The sequence below is a fragment of the Microbacterium sp. 16-032 genome (genome assembly GCF_041079455.1).
Taxonomy (GTDB): Bacteria; Actinomycetota; Actinomycetes; order Actinomycetales; family Microbacteriaceae; genus Microbacterium; species Microbacterium testaceum_A.
Genome location: NZ_JBFYGQ010000001.1, coordinates 388,990 through 406,199 on the forward strand (window position 1 = coordinate 388,990; position 17,210 = coordinate 406,199).

General features: G+C 70.4%; 15 protein-coding genes. 5 read left to right on the forward strand and 10 right to left on the reverse strand.

The window, feature by feature from the left end:
- Window positions 1-117 precede the first annotated feature (117 nt).
- The gene (locus tag AB6V31_RS01740) at window positions 118-1,632 is read left to right on the forward strand and encodes a CoA-acylating methylmalonate-semialdehyde dehydrogenase (protein ID WP_369363649.1); all 1,515 of its coding nucleotides are present in this window, start codon (window positions 118-120) and stop codon (window positions 1,630-1,632) included.
- Between the two features lie 136 nt (window positions 1,633-1,768).
- Here the strand turns inward: AB6V31_RS01740 and AB6V31_RS01745 are convergent, their stop codons facing one another.
- Window positions 1,769-3,289, reverse strand: coding sequence for a PucR family transcriptional regulator (locus AB6V31_RS01745; RefSeq protein ID WP_369363650.1), 1,521 nt, complete (start codon window positions 3,287-3,289; stop codon window positions 1,769-1,771).
- A gap of 84 nt (window positions 3,290-3,373) precedes the next feature.
- On the opposite strand from AB6V31_RS01745, the gene AB6V31_RS01750 reads away from it, so the two are divergent.
- Complete coding sequence (locus AB6V31_RS01750; RefSeq protein ID WP_369363651.1) at window positions 3,374-4,699, forward strand: aspartate aminotransferase family protein; 1,326 nt, start codon at window positions 3,374-3,376, stop codon at window positions 4,697-4,699.
- A gap of 11 nt (window positions 4,700-4,710) precedes the next feature.
- Here the strand turns inward: AB6V31_RS01750 and AB6V31_RS01755 are convergent, their stop codons facing one another.
- Window positions 4,711-5,589 (reverse strand): 3-hydroxyacyl-CoA dehydrogenase family protein, encoded by an 879-nt coding sequence (locus tag AB6V31_RS01755; protein ID WP_369363653.1) that lies wholly within the window; start codon window positions 5,587-5,589, stop codon window positions 4,711-4,713.
- A gap of 97 nt (window positions 5,590-5,686) precedes the next feature.
- On the opposite strand from AB6V31_RS01755, the gene AB6V31_RS01760 reads away from it, so the two are divergent.
- Both AB6V31_RS01760 and AB6V31_RS01765 read left to right on the forward strand, forming a co-directional pair.
- Window positions 5,687-6,448, forward strand: a complete 762-nt coding sequence (locus AB6V31_RS01760) for an acetoacetate decarboxylase (RefSeq protein WP_369363655.1) — start codon at window positions 5,687-5,689, stop codon at window positions 6,446-6,448.
- A 10-nt stretch (window positions 6,449-6,458) separates the two neighbouring features.
- Window positions 6,459-7,088: a TetR/AcrR family transcriptional regulator gene (locus tag AB6V31_RS01765; protein WP_369363657.1), complete on the forward strand. Its 630-nt coding sequence runs from the start codon at window positions 6,459-6,461 to the stop codon at window positions 7,086-7,088.
- A 136-nt stretch (window positions 7,089-7,224) separates the two neighbouring features.
- On the opposite strand, the gene AB6V31_RS01770 is transcribed toward AB6V31_RS01765, so the two are convergent.
- The 5 genes from AB6V31_RS01770 to AB6V31_RS01790 form a co-directional block, all read right to left on the reverse strand.
- Entirely contained in the window at window positions 7,225-8,610 is a 1,386-nt protein-coding gene (locus AB6V31_RS01770; protein WP_369363659.1) for a DUF1524 domain-containing protein, read from the reverse strand.
- A gap of 320 nt (window positions 8,611-8,930) precedes the next feature.
- Window positions 8,931-9,341, reverse strand: coding sequence for a hypothetical protein (locus AB6V31_RS01775; protein ID WP_056224811.1), 411 nt, complete (start codon window positions 9,339-9,341; stop codon window positions 8,931-8,933).
- 74 nt (window positions 9,342-9,415) lie between these two features.
- On the reverse strand, window positions 9,416-10,075 hold the full coding sequence (locus AB6V31_RS01780; protein WP_369363661.1) for a methionine ABC transporter permease: 660 nt from the start codon (window positions 10,073-10,075) through the stop codon (window positions 9,416-9,418).
- A complete protein-coding gene (locus AB6V31_RS01785) occupies window positions 10,072-11,097 on the reverse strand; it encodes a methionine ABC transporter ATP-binding protein (protein ID WP_369363663.1) in 1,026 nt (341 codons plus the stop codon). Before AB6V31_RS01785 ends, AB6V31_RS01780 begins: the two co-directional genes overlap by 4 nt.
- Window positions 11,094-11,996: a MetQ/NlpA family ABC transporter substrate-binding protein gene (locus tag AB6V31_RS01790; RefSeq protein WP_268102754.1), complete on the reverse strand. Its 903-nt coding sequence runs from the start codon at window positions 11,994-11,996 to the stop codon at window positions 11,094-11,096. Before AB6V31_RS01790 ends, AB6V31_RS01785 begins: the two co-directional genes overlap by 4 nt.
- A 163-nt stretch (window positions 11,997-12,159) precedes the next feature.
- Here AB6V31_RS01790 and AB6V31_RS01795 point away from each other — a divergent pair, with 163 nt between their 5' ends.
- Window positions 12,160-13,599, forward strand: a complete 1,440-nt coding sequence (locus AB6V31_RS01795) for an MFS transporter (RefSeq protein WP_369363666.1) — start codon at window positions 12,160-12,162, stop codon at window positions 13,597-13,599.
- 32 nt (window positions 13,600-13,631) lie between these two features.
- Here AB6V31_RS01795 and AB6V31_RS01800 read toward each other — a convergent pair whose 3' ends face one another.
- The 3 genes from AB6V31_RS01800 to AB6V31_RS01810 form a co-directional block, all read right to left on the reverse strand.
- Complete coding sequence (locus AB6V31_RS01800) at window positions 13,632-14,960, reverse strand: dihydrolipoamide acetyltransferase family protein (protein WP_369363668.1); 1,329 nt, start codon at window positions 14,958-14,960, stop codon at window positions 13,632-13,634.
- 114 nt (window positions 14,961-15,074) lie between these two features.
- The gene (locus AB6V31_RS01805; RefSeq protein WP_279367882.1) at window positions 15,075-16,040 is read right to left on the reverse strand and encodes an alpha-ketoacid dehydrogenase subunit beta; all 966 of its coding nucleotides are present in this window, start codon (window positions 16,038-16,040) and stop codon (window positions 15,075-15,077) included.
- Between the two features lie 8 nt (window positions 16,041-16,048).
- Window positions 16,049-17,179 (reverse strand): thiamine pyrophosphate-dependent enzyme, encoded by a 1,131-nt coding sequence (locus AB6V31_RS01810; RefSeq protein ID WP_056224824.1) that lies wholly within the window; start codon window positions 17,177-17,179, stop codon window positions 16,049-16,051.
- Between the last annotated feature and the right edge of the window lie 31 nt (window positions 17,180-17,210).

Genomic DNA, 17,210 nt, shown 5'->3' on the forward strand with positions numbered 1-17,210 from the left:
GTGTACCGCATACGAGGTTCTCAGGATCCGGCATCCTGCCGATCTGTCCTCCCCTCACGGGTGCGGTCGCCCGATTGTCGACGGCGGACCCGGGTCGGGATCTCTTTACTGGGATCCATGACCGACCACGACCTCCCCGTCATCGCGCACTGGATCGACGGCGCCGAGAGCGCCCCGACGGGCGGACGCACCGCCCCCGTCTACAACCCCGCCACCGGCGCGGTGCAGGCGCACGTCGCCCTGGCCGGCGAGGCCGACATCCAGGCCGCGATCGCCTCGGCCAGCCGCGGCTTCGCCGAGTGGAGCGGCTCCTCCATCGCGAAGCGCCAGAGCGTGCTGTTCGCGTTCCGCGAGCTGTTGAACGCGCGCAAGGGCGAGCTGGCCGAGATCCTCACCGCCGAGCACGGCAAGGTGCTCTCCGACGCGATGGGCGAGATCGCCCGCGGCCAGGAGGTCGTTGAGCTCGCGACCGGCTTCCCGCACCTCATCAAGGGCGCCTACAGCGAGAACGCCTCCAGCGGCGTCGACGTGTACTCGCTCAAGCAGCCGCTCGGCGTCGTCGGCATCATCAGCCCCTTCAACTTCCCCGCCATGGTGCCGATGTGGTTCTTCCCTATCGCCCTCGCCGCCGGCAACGCCGTCGTGCTGAAGCCGAGCGAGAAGGATCCCTCCGCCTCGCTCTGGCTCGCGCGCCTGTGGAAGGAGGCGGGCCTTCCCGCCGGCGCCTTCACCGTGCTGCAGGGCGACAAGGTCGCCGTCGACGGACTGCTCGAGGCCCCCGAGGTGCAGTCGATCTCGTTCGTCGGCTCCACCCCCATCGCGCAGTACATCTACGAGACCGCGTCGAAGAACGGCAAGCGCGTGCAGGCCCTGGGCGGCGCGAAGAACCACATGCTGGTGCTGCCCGACGCCGACCTCGACCTCGTGGCCGACTCCGCCGTCAACGCCGGCTTCGGCGCCGCGGGCGAGCGGTGCATGGCCGTCTCGGTCGTGCTGGCCGTCGAGCCGGTCGCCGACGAGCTGATCGCCAAGGTCACCGAGCGGATCACGAAGCTCCGCATCGGTAACGGAGCGGATGCCGACGAGCCCGACATGGGCCCCCTCATCTCGGGCGCGCACCGCGAGAAGGTGGCCTCGTACGTCGACATCGCCGAGGCCGACGGCGCGACCATCGTCGTCGACGGCCGCGGATTCTCGGTCGACGGGCACGAGGAGGGCTTCTTCTTCGGCCCCACCCTGCTCGACGAGGTGCCGACCACCTCGCGCGCCTACACCGAGGAGATCTTCGGCCCCGTGCTCTCGGTCGTGCGCGTGAAGACGTACGAAGAGGGCCTCGCCCTCATCAACGGCGGCGAGTTCGGCAACGGCACGGCGATCTTCACCAACGACGGCGGAGCCGCCCGCCGCTTCCAGCACGAGGTGCAGGTCGGCATGATCGGCATCAACGTGCCCATCCCCGTGCCGGTGGCGTACCACTCGTTCGGCGGGTGGAAGAAGAGCCTGTTCGGCGACGCGAAAGCCTACGGCGTGCACGGCTTCGACTTCTTCACCCGCGAGAAGGCCGTCACCAGCCGCTGGCTCGACCCCGCCACCCACGGCGGCATCAACCTCGGCTTCCCCCAGAACAGCTGAGTCGTCGGCACCGGATGCCGCGCCCCCGGGCTCCCCGCGAGCCTGGGGTCGCGGCATCCGTCGTTCCGTCCCGCGCTTCGCGTGAGGGGTCAAGAAGCGTCGCCTGGCGCGCGCCGAAGCGACAGAAGGTGACCCCTCACGCGCGGGCGGGAGGACCCGCCAGCTCCAGTGCGGCCCACAGCTCGGCGCGCGCGGCGAAGCTCGACAGGTCGAGCTCGAGCACCTGCTCGAGCTGCGCCATGCGCGCCCTCAGGGTGTGGCGATGGATGCCGAGGCTCCGCGCCGCGGGATCCCAGGCGCCGTTGGCGTCGAGCCACACCCGCGCCGACTCACGCATGCGTTCTTGCTCGGCGGCCGGCAGTGCCTCGAGGGGCTGCAGAAGGGAGCGCGCGAGCACCTCGCCGCCGCGTTCGCGCAGCGCGCCCATCAGGCCGCGGCCGGCCAGGTCGTCGTAGGCGCGGAGGGTGCCCGCCTCGGCGTCGTGAGCCGCGTGCACGGCACGGCGCAGGTTCTCGGCGAGATCGTCGCCCGCGTCGTGGCGCGCCGTTCCGACGTGAAGACCCCGCCGCTCGACGAGGGCCGCGAGCGCCGACGCCGCTCCGTCTGCCGCGAGCACGATGACGTCGTCGCCGCGCTCGGCCGAGAACATGCGGGCGGGGTCGCTCGAGACGAGGTCGAGCTCGTCGTGCAGTCCCGGAAATGCTGCCGCCCCGCGCACGACCCCGACGAGGTACGGCGCCGCGGGAAGACCCCCGAGCGCCGACGCGGCCACGCGCCGCGCCGTGTCGCCGTGTCCGTCGACGAGCAGGTCGATGACGCCCGCACGCACGCCGCGCAGGGCCGACTGCAGTCCGCGCTGCTGCTCGAGCGCGATGCTCGCGAGCGCCACCACCGAGGCCACGAGATCCCGGCCCGCGGGGTCGAGCGGCTCGGGTCCGCCTACCGCGAGCACGCCGCGCAGTCGCCCGCTCTGCCCGATCGTCTGGACCAGCGCGTGGCCGGCCGAGGGCACGACGAGGCTCGCAGCGGTCCGCCGTTCGAGCAGGCGCCGCACGTCGCGGCCGACCTCGGCCTCGACCTCGGCCGGCGCCCCGCGCAGGCCCGGAGACGACAGGCGACCGCCGACCGCGTCGTACAGCTCGACCCAGGCGTCGAGAAGGCGCGAGAGGGTGGCGAGGATCTCACGCAGGCCGTCCTCGCGCACCGCGGCACGCGCCACCGCGCGCTGGGCGTCGAGCAGCCACGACAGGCGCGCGGCACCCTCGGCGGCGATGATGTCGGCGACGAAGCGGATGATCCGGATGAACGGCGCGCGATCGGCGATCTCGACGATCGGCAGGTCGGCGCCCTCACCCGCGCGCACCACGGCCTCGGGCACGCGGTCGTGGATGATGTCGGTCGCGAAGCCGAGGCCCGCCACCCCGAGCTCACGGAGGCGACGGCAGTAGGCCAGCGCCTCATCGGCATCCGGATCCGGAGAGAACTGCGCCCCGTTGGTCAGAAGCAGGTTGCCGGCCTCCAGGTACGGGGTCGGATCGGGCAGGTCGGAGCTGTGCACCCACGACAGGGGCCGGTCGAGCGCGTCGTCGTCGAGTCGGGTCAGCACGCGCAGGGGGAACGACGGGTCGTCGAGGAGGGTGCGGAGCGTCGCGGGCATGGCGGGCCAAACTGTCGATCGTCCGTCGAGATTACCGACAGATCGGCGCTCCCCGGCACGGCGCGACGCTTTCACACTGGAGGCATGCCGACACCCCTCTCGACTCCCCGCAACGCCGAGATCAGCGACCGCGACCGCACGAGCGTCTTCCACTCGTGGTCGGCGCAGGGCTCGCTCGCACCGCTCCCCCTCGCCGGGGGCTCGGGAGTGGAGGTCTGGGATGCCGACGGCCGACGCTACCTCGACTTCTCGAGCATGCTCGTCAACGTCAACATCGGGCACCAGCATCCGCGGGTCGTCGCCGCGATCCAGGAGCAGGCGGCGCAGCTGACCACGGTCGCTCCCGCACACGCGAACGAGACGCGCGCGCACGCGGCCGAGCTCATCCTCGAGCGGACCCCCGAGGGGTTCTCGAAGGTCTTCTTCACCAATGGCGGGGCGGATGCCAACGAGAACGCCATCCGCATGGCCCGCCTGACCACGGGTCGCGACAAGATCGTGTCGCACTACCGCTCGTACCACGGCAACACCGGGTCGGCGATCGTGGCGACCGGCGACTGGCGCCGTATGCCGAACGAGTACTCGCGCGGGCACGTGCACGTGTTCGGCCCCTACCTCTACCGCTCGGAGTTCTGGGCCGAGACCCCCGAACAGGAGTGCGAGCGCGCCCTCCGCCACCTCGAGCGCACCGTGCAGGCCGAGGGCCCCGACACGATCGCGGCGTTCCTGTTCGAGACGATCCCCGGCACCGCGGGCGTGCTCGTACCCCCGCCCCGATACCTCGAGGGCGTCCGCGCGATCGCCGACCGCTACGGCATCCTGCTGATCCTCGACGAGGTCATGGCCGGCTTCGCCCGCACGGGTGAGTGGTTCGCGTTCGATGCGTTCGACGTGCGGCCCGACCTCATCACTTTCGCGAAGGGCGTGAACTCGGGCTACGTCCCCGTGGGTGGAGTGGCGATCTCGGATGCCGTGGCCTCAGTATTCGACGAACGCGTCTTCCCCGGTGGCTTGACGTACTCGGGTCACCCGCTCGCCGCGGCATCCATCGTCGCCGCTCAGCAGGCGATGGCCGACGAGGGCGTGATCGAGAACGCTCGCCGCATCGGCGAGGAGGTCATCGGCCCGCGTCTGCGCCAGCTGGCCGAGGACTCGCCGCTCGTCGGCGAGGTGCGCGGTCGCGGCGTGTTCTGGGCCGTTGAGCTCGTCGCCGACCAGGCCACGCGCGAGCCTCTGGCCGCCGCACGCATCGGCGCGATCAAGGCCGCGATGCTCGAGAAGGGCGTGCTCGGCTTCACCGCCGACAACCGCGTGCACGTGGTGCCGCCCGCCGTGATCGGCGATGCCGACGCCCACCGCGGCCTCGACGTGCTGGTCGAGGTTCTGCAGGCCGAGGCCGCGCGCGCCTGACGCCCCGCGGGTCAGGCGGCGGCGGTCTTCTCGCTGTAGTCGTAGAAGCCGCGGCCCGACTTCACGCCCAGGTGGCCGGCATCCACGTAGCTCTTCAACAGCTCGCGCGGACCCTCGGGCAGGTGCGGGTTCTCGTCGGCGTAGTGCTGCTCGATGTCGAGCACGACGTCGAGGCCGACCTGGTCCATCATCTGGAACGGGCCCGCCGGGGCGCCGGAGTTGACCCGCCACATCGCGTCGACGTCTTCGGGGGTCGAGACGCCGTCGGCGACGACCGCGAGGGCCTCGCGCTTGATGGCGGCCCAGATGCGGTTGAAGATGAAGCCGGTCGACTCCTGGCGGGCGACGAACGGGAAGACCCCGAAGTTCGGGAGCTGCTCCTGCAGGAAGGCGATGACCTCCGACGCGGTCTGTCCGTCGCTCATGAGGTCGACCGCATTCTGCTGCGGCGGCATGTAGAAGTGCATGTTGAGCACGCGCTCGGGCGCCGAGACCTCGTCGATCATCAGGCGCGACGCGAACGACGACGAGTTGCTGGCGAGGATGGCGTCCGCCGGCGCGAGGCGGTCGAGGTCGCCGAACACCGACGTCTTCAGCTCGATGCGCTCCGGCACGGCCTCGACGACGAGCCAGGCGTTCGAGACGGCGGATGCCAACTCGTCGGCGCCCTGCACGGTTCCGGCGACGGCCCCCTCACGGGCTGCCACCACCGAGGGCAGCGCCTGTTCGACGTAGGCGACGGCGGCGGAGCGCACGGCATCCGCGAGATCGAAGATGCGCACGTCGGCCCCTCCGCTGGCGAACATCAGCGCGATGCGACGACCGAGCGTGCCACCCCCGATCACGGTGACGGGTCGGGTGGCGATGTTCTGGGGCAGCTGGACGCTCATGTCGTTTCCTCTCGTGGAGCAGAGGGTCGCCTTGCGGATGCGAATCTCTCGATACACACTGTACTCAATACACTTCGTACTGAACAGGTGATGACCGATGAACCCCCTCGAGATCCTCCGCCGCGGCACCACGCCGCTGACCGCCCCCGTCTACCCGCTGCGGGCCACGCGCTTCCTGAACCGCGAGTACTTCAACGTCGTCTATCGAACGGATGCCGAGGCGTTGCGCGCCGTGGTTCCGGAGCCGCTCGAGATCGACGAGCCGCTCGTGCGCTTCGAGGTCATGAAGATGGGCGAGGTCGACGGCTACGGCCCCTACGTCGAGTCGGGACAGGCGATCCCCGTCACCCTCGACGGCGAGCGCGGCGAGTACCTGCACGCGATGTACCTCGACAACTTCGCCGCCACCGTGTCGGGGCGAGAGCTCAGCGCCTACCCGAAGGTGACCGGAACCCCCGACCTGCGCGTCGACCAGGGCGCCCTCGTCGGCACCCTCGATCGCGGCGGCGAGCGCGTGGCCACGGCCACCATGGGCTACAAGTGGGAGCCGCTCGACCTCGACGAGGCGAAGGCGCAGATCACGGTGCCGACCTTTATGGTCAAGCTCGTACCCGACGTCTTCACGCAGGGCCTGCGCGCGGCGCACCTCGTGCGCACCGAGATCACCGACATCGTCGTGAAAGAGGCGTGGACCGGACCCGCCCGCCTGCAACTCTTCGAGCACGCGCTCGCCCCGATGGCCGACCTCCCCGTGCGCGAGATCGTCAGCGCCTCGCACATCGTCACCGACCTGACCCTCGCCCCCGTCCGCCCGGTCGTCGATTACCTCGACGAGGTGAACCGCGCCGCCGCTGCGTAACGTGGAGCCCGTGACGACCACCCCCGCAGAGGCGCCGAAGCCCGTGCGACGCCGCAGCAGCACCCGCACCGCACTGATCGCGGCCGCCGAAGCGATCTTCGACGAGACCGGCAGCACCTCGGTGAGCGTCGAGGCCATCACGCGGCGCGCGGGGTACACGCGCGGGGCGTTCTACTCGAACTTCCGCTCGGTCGACGAGGTGTTCTTCGCGGTCTACGAGCAGCAGGCCGAGCTGGTCTTCGAACTGCTCAGCGACATGCTCGGCGACGCCCGCAGCAGCGACGAACCGACCCTCGACGACATCGTGCGCGGCGTCGTCGAGGGTCTCCCTCCCGAGGAGAAGTGGTACGCGATCCGCTCGGTGCTCATCACGCGGGCGCGTCACGACGAGGAGGTCCGGATGCTGCTCACCGCGCACACCGATCACTTCCACGACACGCTGCAGCCGCTGCTCGTCGAGTGCCTCTCGCGCATCGGCCTGCATCCGGTGATCGACCCCGCCCTCTTCACGCGCGCGGTCGTCGCCGCCCACGTCGGGGCGGTGAGCCAGAGCGTGTTGCACGCCGACACCCAGCGGGTGCGGGTCGCCGCGGTCGAGGGCTGCATCCTCGGGCTGACGCGCGGGTCCGCCTCCGCCTGAGCAGGAATCACGGCCGGTCTCGCCCGGCCCGGGCCCGGGGCCATGGCATCCGCCCCTCTGCCGACCGTGAGAGACGCGCCGCCCCCGATAAGGGAGCGGCGCGTCTCAGGCGTTCAGCGGGTGAGCGGCGCGCTCATCACTCGCAGGCCACGCCGTCGTTGTCGCGGTCCAGCTTCGACCGGTAACCCGGCTGGTCCCGATACAGGGGCGCCTTGCCCGCCGCGCGAACGGCGTCGCAGTTGGCGTAGTACGCGTCCTCTGCGGGCGGCGCCGGCGCGGGCTCGGCGGGAGCGGGCTGAGGCTGCGCCGGGGCCGGCTCGGGCGCGACGACGGGAGCGACGACCGGCTCGGGTTCTACGACCGGGGCCGGCGCCGGAGCGGCGAAAGCCGAGGTCGGCACGAGCTGATCGGGACACGCCTCGAGCACCCCCTTCATCGCATCGCGCTCGGCCTCGGTCACCCACAGCCCGTAGGTGGCCTTGACCGCGATCTGCGCGGCCACGTAGGTGCAGCGGTAGCTCTTCTGCGCGGGGAGCCAGGTGGCGGCATCGCCGTCGCTCTTCTGCGCGTTGGCCGCGCGGTCGACGGCGAGCAGGTTGAGGGGGTCGTTGGCAAAGCTGGCGCGCTGGTCGGCGGTGAGCTGCTGCGCGCCCTTCTGCCACGCGTCGGACAGCGCGACAACGTGGTCGATCTGCACGAGCTCCGAGGTGCCCTGGCCGCGGACGAAGGCGATGCTCCGCCCCGTGTACGGGTCGGCGAGCGTGCCGCCGGTCAGTCGGCAGGTTCCGGAGCGCACGGCATCCTTCAGGTCGCGGCCGAGGATGTCGTTGCGGGTGTCGCATCCGTTGCGGTCGACGTCGAGCCAGCGCTGCCCGAACTGGGCGCGGTCGTACCCGGTCTTGGGCGCGCGTCCCTTCACAGCGAGGTTCTCGAGCACCGAGAGCGCTGTCTTGTCGGTGGTCGCCGAGGCGTCGGCGACGGTACCCGGCTGTCCCGCGAACGCGGCGAGCGCGGCCTGATCGTCGGCGAAGGGGGTGGCGGATGCCGTGGGAGTGGGCGACGGCGTCGGAGAAGCCGCCGCGGCCGGCACCGCCTGGGCGACCGGGGTCGCGTGCTTCGGAGAGGTGGCCCCCGTGATGCCTCCCGCGACCGCGAAGGCGACGACGGCGGCGACCGTCCAGATCGCGGCGCTGGAGCGCGAGCGGAACCGCAGCCAGGTCGGGGTGTTGCGCGCGAGCGAGACGATCCCGGTGACGAGCACCACGAGGGCGACCATTGCGACGAACGGGGCGAGCAGCCACAGCGCCACGAGCAGGACGAGGCCGGCCACGATCCGGCCCCACATCGGAACGCGCGAGAACCAGGGGCGCGCCGCGCCCGGTGCCGCCGGCGGAGGGGCGGTGGTCACGGTCGGCGCGGGCGGCAGCGGGGTGAAGTCGTTCGTCCACTGGCGGCCGTCCCACCAGCGCAGGCGACCGGGAGTCTCGGTGTCGGGGTACCACCCCGGCGTCGCATTCGTCACGCGGCCACCGCCGCCTTCGTTCGGACCACTGCATTCCGGAATCGCATGGATTCCCCCTCCCCCGTGTGGACAACCTCGCGAGTCTATTCAGGGGAATGCAGGTCGCCCGACCGCACCGAATGCACCTGGACGGATTACGAATGCAGGATGCGCGGGTGGGAAATGCCGAGACGAAATCGATACCGGGTGCGCTCGGTGGGGCGGGGTCGACCCCGCTGAGTGTCTAAAACACCCGGACGGATTTGAAAATCGCCCGGGTGTTTTGAACACTCAACAGGGGGTGCCGGGGCCCAGAGGGGGCGCGGGATGTGGGATGCGGCTCAGCGAACTCGTCGGCGCGTGCGCCAGGCCTTCCACGCCCCGGTCGACCACAGCGCCCAGATCACCAGCACGGGCTGGAAGAGCAGGCGGATGCCGCGGGCGAGGTCGGTGTCGAGGCCGAAGGCGTCTGTGCCCCGGACGAACTGCTCGATGTTGCCGGGGAAGATCGCGACGAAGAAGGCCGCGACGATCCAGCCGACCGCGACGCGCCAGCGGCCGAGGACGAGGAGGGCGAGTCCGAGGGCGATCTCGACGACCCCGGATGCCACGACCGTCACGTCGACCGGAAGCGGAAGCCACGCGGGCACCTGAGCGACGAACGCGTCGCGGGCGAAGGTCAGATGCGCGGTGCCGGTGAACACGAGTGCGGCACCGAGCAGCCAGCGAGCGAGTGTGCGGGGGAGGCTCATCCTCCGAGGGTAGGCGGGCTGTTCGGCACGCGCGGAGCGCGGGGGCGGACACGCCGCCACCGCGCCCCTCCCCGTCAGCGGCGCAGAACGCGGTGCGCCAGCGCGTTGCCGATCAGCTGGCCCGCCTGCACGATGACGACGATGATCGCCACCGTCACCCACGTCGCCTGCTGGTTGAACTGCTGATAGCCGTAGATGATCGCGAAGTTTCCGAGTCCGCCGCCGCCGATGTACCCGGCCATCGCCGACATGTCGACGACCGCGATGAACATGAACGTGTAGCCGAGGATCAGCGGGGCGAGGGCCTCGGGAATGACCACGCCGAAGAGCACGCCGATGCGGCGCGCGCCCACGGCCCGGGCCGCCTCGACGGTCCCGGGGTCGACGGCCACGAGGTTCTGTTCGACGACGCGGGCGATCACGACCGTGGCCATGATCGTGATGGGCACGATCGCGGCATCCGTTCCCAGGGTCGTCCCCGTCACCGCGCGCGTGACCGGGGCCACGGCGGTGAGGAAGATGATGAACGGGATCGGCCGGATGAGGTTGATCACGAGGTTCGCGACCGCGAAGACCGCCCGGTTCGCGAAGAGATTCCCGGGGCGCGTCGCGTACAGCAACGCCCCGATGACGAGTCCCGCGACGCCCGAGATGAGCAGCGAGACGGCCACCATGTAGACGGTCTCGCCGATCGACTGGATCAGCACCGGGGTCAGGGTGTCCCACTTGTTCACGAGCGCACCTCCCTCGCCGGCAGGACGACGTCGGTGTGCGCGCGCAGTTCCGCGACCACCGCACCGAGGTCGTCGGCGTGCACGCGATAGGTCAGGGTGCCGAGCTGTCGGCCGAGGACGTCGGTCACCCCGCCGTAGACGACGGAATGGCGGACGCCGTGGCGGTGGAACACCGCCGAGACGTCCTCGCTCGAGAACTCGTTGACCTCGACGCTCACGAGCTCTCCCCCGCCCGCGGCGAGCGCCGACAGCGCCTCGCCCGAGGGCACGCCCTGCGTCACGGCGGCCACGAAGCGCTTCGTGAGGTCGGCGCGGGGGTGGGCGAATACGCGGTACGTGTCCCCGCTGTCCACGACCCGTCCGCCGTCCATGACGATCACCTGATCGCACAGCTCGTGCACGATCGAGATCTGGTGCGTGATGACGACGATGGTGATGCCCAAGCGGCGATTGATCTCGCGCAGCAGGTCGAGCACCTCGGCCGTGGTCTGCGGGTCGAGGGCGCTGGTGGCCTCGTCGGCGAGCAGGATCCGGGGGTCCGTTGCGATCGCGCGGGCGATGCCGACGCGCTGCTTCTGCCCGCCCGACAGGCGCCGCGGGTACTGCTTCGCCTTATCGCCGATGCCGACGAAGTCGAGCAGCTCGGCGACGCGCTTGTCGCGGTCCGCCTTCTTCCAGCCCGCCACCTTGAGCGGGTAGGCGACATTGGCCGCCACCGTGCGCGAGGTGAACAGGTTGAACTGCTGGAAGATCATGCCCACGCGGCGTCGCAGGTCGCGGAGCTTCGCCTCCGTGGCATCCCCCACGTTCACTCCCAGCACCTTGACGGTGCCGGACGTCGGCTGCTCGAGCCCGTTGAGCAGCCGGACGAGGGTGGACTTGCCGGCGCCGGAGTATCCGATCACCCCGACGATCGACCCCTCCTCGACCGACAGCGACACGTCGTCGACGGCGGTGGTGGAGGTGCGGCGATCGGTGCGGAAGCTCTTCGTGACGCCCCGCAGCTCGATGACCGCGGTCATCCCTTCTGGGCCTTGAGGGCGTCTTCGAGGCTCGTCAGCTCGTCCTGCAGCTGCGCGCCGGTCCACTCGGTCTTGAACTGCAGGTTGCCCTGGTTCAGCTCGGTGACCGCCGCCTCGACCTCGGTCGAGTGGTACGCCTCGACGAGCTTGGCCCAGCGCGGGTCGTCCTTCTTGTCGTCGCGCGTGACGAACGCGTTGATGTACGGAGCGAGCTGCGGGTTGTTCAGGTCTTCCTTGAAGATGATGAGCTCGTCGCCGAGCCCGCCCTTCTGCGCCTGCGTGTTGTTGACGATCGCGGCCTGGGCGCTGCCGTCCTTGAGCGCGGTGACGGTCTGGTTCGTGTCGACGGGCAGCAGCTCGACCTTGGTCGAGACGATGTCGGCCGGCGTCGAGAAGGCGGTGCCGCCGTCCTTGAGCGTCAACAGCCCCGCCGTCTGCAGGTTGAGCAGACCGCGGGCGAGGTTGGTCGGATTGTTGGGGATGGCGACCTTCGCGCCCTCGGGCAGGTCCTTCACGTCCTGGTACTTCTCGGAGTACAGCGCGAGCGGGTACACCGCCGTCGCACCGACCGGAACGAGCGAGCCGTTGTTCTCGACGTTGAACTGCGACAGGTAGATGAGGTGCTGGAAGAGGTTCACGTCGAGCTCGCCGTCCTGCACGCCCTGGTTGAGCTGCACGCCGTCGTTGATGGTGCGCACCTCGAGGTCGATGCCCTCGTCGGCGAGCTTCTGCTTCAGCACCGTCCAGTGCGCCTCGTTGCCGTCGTCGGCGCCGAGGACGATGCGCGAGGAGTCGTCTCCGGATGCCGCACCCCCGGCGCACCCGGTGAGGGTCAGCATCAGGGCAGCGGCGGAAGCACTGAGGATCGTGGCCAGGCGTGCGGTGCGGCGAGTAGTCATGAGACCACGTCAGCACGTGGCATCCGGGATCGGAATTCGAGGCGTTACGACCGGTAACGGGCTGTCACGCGGAGTAATCGATTGGGTGGATACCGAGGCATCGGCGATGATCGCACGCCTCATCGACCCGCGAGCTCACGGCGGAGGCGTAGCCTGGACAGTGATGTCACGGGATGAAAACGCGCGTAAGAGATTGTCCCGGAACAGCCCTCAGGGTCTGGTTGTCGCGATTCTGGCCCTCGCGGGCTTGTGCTCGTCGTTCATGTTCACCCTCGTGGTGCCGATCCAGTCGCAGCTGCCGCAGCTGCTGAACGCCTCGCGTGACGACACCGCCTGGGTCGTGACCTCGACGCTGCTCGCCGCCGCCGTCATCACCCCGATCGCGGGCCGCCTGGGCGACATGTACGGCAAGCGCCGCATCGTGCTCGTGCTGCTAATCGTGATGATGCTCGGCTCGGTCGTGGCGGCGCTGTCGACCGGGATCATCGGCATGATCATCGGCCGCGCGCTGCAGGGCGCCGTGGTGGGCGTGGTGCCGCTGGGCATCTCGATCATGCGCGACGTGCTGCACGAGAACCGCGTCGACAGCGCGATCGCCCTCATGAGCGCGACGCTCGGCGTCGGCGGTGCCCTGGGCCTGCCGATCAGCGCCCTCGTGGCCGAGAACACCGACTGGCACTGGCTGTTCTGGATCGCCGGAGCCCTCGGCGCGATCGTCTTCGTGCTGATCCTCTGGATCGTCCCCGTCAGCGTGCTGCGCACCGCCGGGCGCTTCGACTACCTGGGCGCCGTCGGCCTCGCGATCGGCCTGATCGGCGTGCTGCTCGCGGTCTCGCGCGGCAACTCGTGGGGCTGGACCTCGCCGCTGACGCTCGGCCTCGCCATCGGCGGCATCCTCGTTCTGCTCGTGTGGGGCTGGTACGAGCTGCGCGTCGAGAACCCGCTGCTCGACCTCCGCGTCGCCGCGCGCCGCCCCGTGCTGCTCACCAACCTGGCATCCGTCGCCATGGGTTTCGCCCTGTTCACCTCGAACGTCGCATACCCGCAGATGCTCGAGCTTCCGGTCGCGACCGGCGTCGGACTCGGCCTGTCACTGCTGGCCGCGAGCCTCGTGGTCATGCCCTCGGGCCTGGTGATGATGGTGCTCTCGCCGATCTCGGGCACCCTGGCCCGGACGATCGGACCCCGTGTGCTGCTCGTGGCCGGCTCGATCTCGCTCATCCTCGCCTACGGCTTCAGCCTGATCTTCTCGACCGAGGTCTGGCACTTCGTCGTCGCGAACATCCTGATCGGCTTCGGCATCGGGTTCGGGTATGCCGCCATGCCCATGCTCATCATGCGCGCCGTGCCGCCGAGCGAGACCGGCGCCTCGAACGGCCTCAACGCCCTCGCGCGTTCCCTCGGCACGAGCACCGCCGCCGCGATCGTCGGCGTCGTGCTCGCGACGCTGTCGACCGGCTCGGGCGAGACGCGCGTCCCGACCTCGCAGGCGTTCCAGGTGTCGTTCCTGATGGGCATCGGGGCCGCGGCGATCGCGCTGGTGCTGGCCCTGTTGATCCCCACGCGGCCGACCCCGGTCGAAAAGCACCCTTCGCTGCCCTGAGCCCCCTGCGCGCCGGCAGTGGCGCGCGCCGCTCAGTCCAGCAGCAGCGCCGGCTCCTCGAGCACGGATGCCACGTCGGCGATGAACCGCGAGATCCCGTCGCCGTCGACCACGCGGTGATCGAACGAGCCCGAGACCGTGGTCACCCAGCGGGGGCGCACCTCGCCGTCGACGACCCACGGCTTCTGGCGGATCGCGCCGAGCGCGATGATGCCGGCCTCACCCGGGTTGATGATCGGGGTCCCGGCATCCACTCCGAACACACCGATGTTCGTGATCGTGAACGTGCCACCGGTCTGGTCGGCGGGGCTGGTCTTGCCCTCGCGCGCGGTGAGGGTGAGGTGCTCGAGTGCCTTGGCGAGCTCGCGCGTGTTCATCGACTGCGCGTCCTTGATGTTCGGCACGAGAAGGCCCCGCGGCGTCGCCGCGGCGATGCCGAGGTTGACGTAGTGACGCACCGAGATCTGCGCGCCGTCCTCCGTGTCGACCCACGCGGCGTTGATCATCGGCGTACGGCGCAGGGCCCAGATCACGGCGCGCGCCATGATGAGCAGCGGCGAGATCTTCACGTCGGCGAAGTCGGGCGAGGCCTTGAGGCGCTTGACGAGCTCCATCGTGCGCGAGGCGTCGACGTCGACCCACACCGACACGTGCGGCGCCGAGTACGCGCTCGAGGTCATCGCGTTGGCGGTCGCCTTGCGGACGCCGCGGACGGGGATCGACTCCTCGCGGGCGCCGGAGGAGGGAGCGGATGCCACGGGGGCGGGCGCCGCGGGAGTGGCCACGGCGATCGTCTCCTCGCGGACGGCACCCCACGCGGGCGTCTCGATGTTGCGGAAGACACTGGCCTGCTCGGCGTGCTTCACGACGTCGTCGCGGGTCACCTCGCCGGCGGGTCCGCTGGGCGTGACGGCCGAGAGGTCGACACCGAGGTCGCGCGCGAGCTTGCGGATCGGGGGCTTGGCGACGACGCCGACCGACGCCTTCACGGGGCGCTCGGCGGGCTTCCGCCGCCGCGACGACACCGCACCGCCCGTGCCGTAGCCGACGAGCACGGCCCCGCCGGGGTCGCTGGGCTCGGGGACGCTCACCGGTTCCGCGGGGGCCGGGGTGCCGGCATCCGCCGATCCGATCGTGATGATCGGGGCGCCGACCTCGACGGTGGAGCCCTCGGATGCCAGCAACTCGCCCACCGTGCCCGAGTAGGGCGAGGGCAGCTCGACGAGCGACTTGGCCGTCTCGATCTCGACGATCACGTCGTTGACGGCGACGGTGTCACCCGGCGCGACGCGCCACTGCACGATCTCGGCCTCGGTGAGGCCTTCTCCGACGTCGGGGAGAACGAAGGTCTGCTCGGTCACGGTGGTGTCCTTTGCTCGCGAGACGTCATCTCGCTGACGAAACGGTGACAGGCTGTCGCGGATTCGTCAGCGAGTTGCAGTCTCGCGGTTCATGGCGGGGAGAGGAAGAGCGGATCAGTACGCCAGAGACCGGTCGACGGCCTCGAGGATGCGGTCGGCGTCGGGCAGATAGGTGCCCTCGAGCTTCGCGGGCGGGAAGGGCACGTCGAACCCCGACACCCGCAGCACGGGCGCCTCGAGCGCGAAGAAGGCTTTCTCCATGACGGTCGCGGCGATCTCGGAGCCGAGCGAGGTGAAGCCCGGCGCCTCCTGCGCGTAGACCATGCGGCCGGTGCGGCGCACCGAGTCGAGCAGGGGGCCGTAGTCGACGGGCGAGAGCGAACGCAGGTCGATGACCTCGCAGCTCGTGCCCTCGCTCTCGGCGAGAGCGGCGGCCTGCAGCAGGGTCGTCACCATCGCGCCGTGACCGACGAGCGTGACGTCGGTGCCGCGGCGGACGATCCGGCTCGCGTGCAGCGGCAGCGCGGGGGCCTCAAGGTCGACCTCGCCCTTCTGCCAATACTTGGCCTTCGGCTCGAGGAAGACGATGGGGTCGGGCGACTCGATCGCCTGCTGGATCATCCAGTAGGCGTCGTTCGCGTTCGAGGGGCTGACCACCCGGAGCCCCGCCGTGTGCGTGAAGTACGCCTCGGGGCTCTCCTGGTGGTGCTCGACCGCGCCGATGTGTCCGCCGTAGGGGATTCGGATGACGACGGGCATGCGCACCGCGCCCTCGTGGCGGTTCGTGATCTTCGCGAGCTGCGAGGTGATCTGGTCGAAGGCGGGGAAGACGAAGCCGTCGAACTGGATCTCGAGCACGGGCGTGAAGCCGCCCATCGCGAGGCCGATCGCGGTGCCGACGATCCCCGATTCCGCGAGCGGGGAGTCGATGACCCGGCGCGGACCGAAGTCCTTCTGCAGGCCCTCGGTCACGCGGAAGACGCCGCCGAGCGGGCCGATGTCCTCACCCATGAGCAGCACGCGGTCGTCGGTCTCGAGCGCGCGGCGGAGTCCGGCGTTCAGCGCGCGGCTGATCGGCATGTTGTCGGTCACTGCGCGCCCCCTTCCATCGAGTTCTCGTAGTCGTCGAGCCAGCGCTGCTCCTCGGCGATCAGCGCGTGAGCCTCGGAGTAGACGCTCTCGAACATGTGCACGCGCGGGATGCCGCCGAGCTCGTTCGTGCGTACGCGCACGTCGTCGGCGAGGGCTGCTCCCTCGGCATCCGCGTCGTCGAAGAACTGCTGCGAGGCGCCGCGTCCCTCGAGGTAGGCGCGCATGCGGGCGATCGGGTCGCGCCCGGCCCACGCCTTCTCTTCGTCGGAGGTGCGGTACTTGGTGGGGTCGTCGCTGGTCGTGTGCGCGCCCATGCGGTACGTCATCGCCTCGATCGCGCGGGGGCCGCCGCCTGCGCGCGCCTCGTCGAGGGCGACCTTCGACACGGCGTAGCTCGCGAGCACGTCGTTTCCGTCGACCTGGAGGCTCGGGATGCCGTAGCCCTCACCGCGCTTGTACAGCGGCGAGCGCGACTGCGTCGCGACCGGCACCGAGATGGCCCACTGGTTGTTCTGCAGGAAGAACACCTCGGGGGTCTGGAAGCTCGCGGCGAAGACCATCGCCTCGTGCACGTCGCCCTGGCTCGAGGCGCCGTCGCCGTAGTAGACGATCACGGCTTCGTCGCGCTCGGGGTCGCCGCTGCCGCTCTTGCCGTCGAACACCAGGCCCATCGCCAGGCCCGTGGCGTGCAGCGTCTGCGCACCGAGCACGAGCGTGTAGATGTGCGTGTTGCCGTTTTTGGGGTCTGTCGGGTCCCACCCGCCGTGGGTGAGTCCGCGCATGAGGCGGATGATGTCGAGCGGGTCGACGCCGCGGATGCGGGTGACCACGTGCTCGCGATACGAGGGGAAGACGTGGTCCTGCGCGCGGGCCGCGCGAGCGGAGCCGACCTGCGCCGCCTCTTGCCCGAAGGACGGCGGCCACAGGGCGAGCTGCCCCTGGCGCTGCAGGTTGGTGGCCTGCACGTCGAACGCGCGGATCGAGACCATGTCGCGGTAGAAGGTCTCGAGTTCGGCGTCGGTCAGGGCGTCGATGAGCGGCAGGTAGCGCTCGGCGGCGGGCGTGGGGGCCAGCGTGCCGTCGGCTGCCAGAACGCGCACGAGAGCGGGGTCGTCGAGCGGGGTCATGAACCCACGCTAACGCGCGACCCATGCGCGA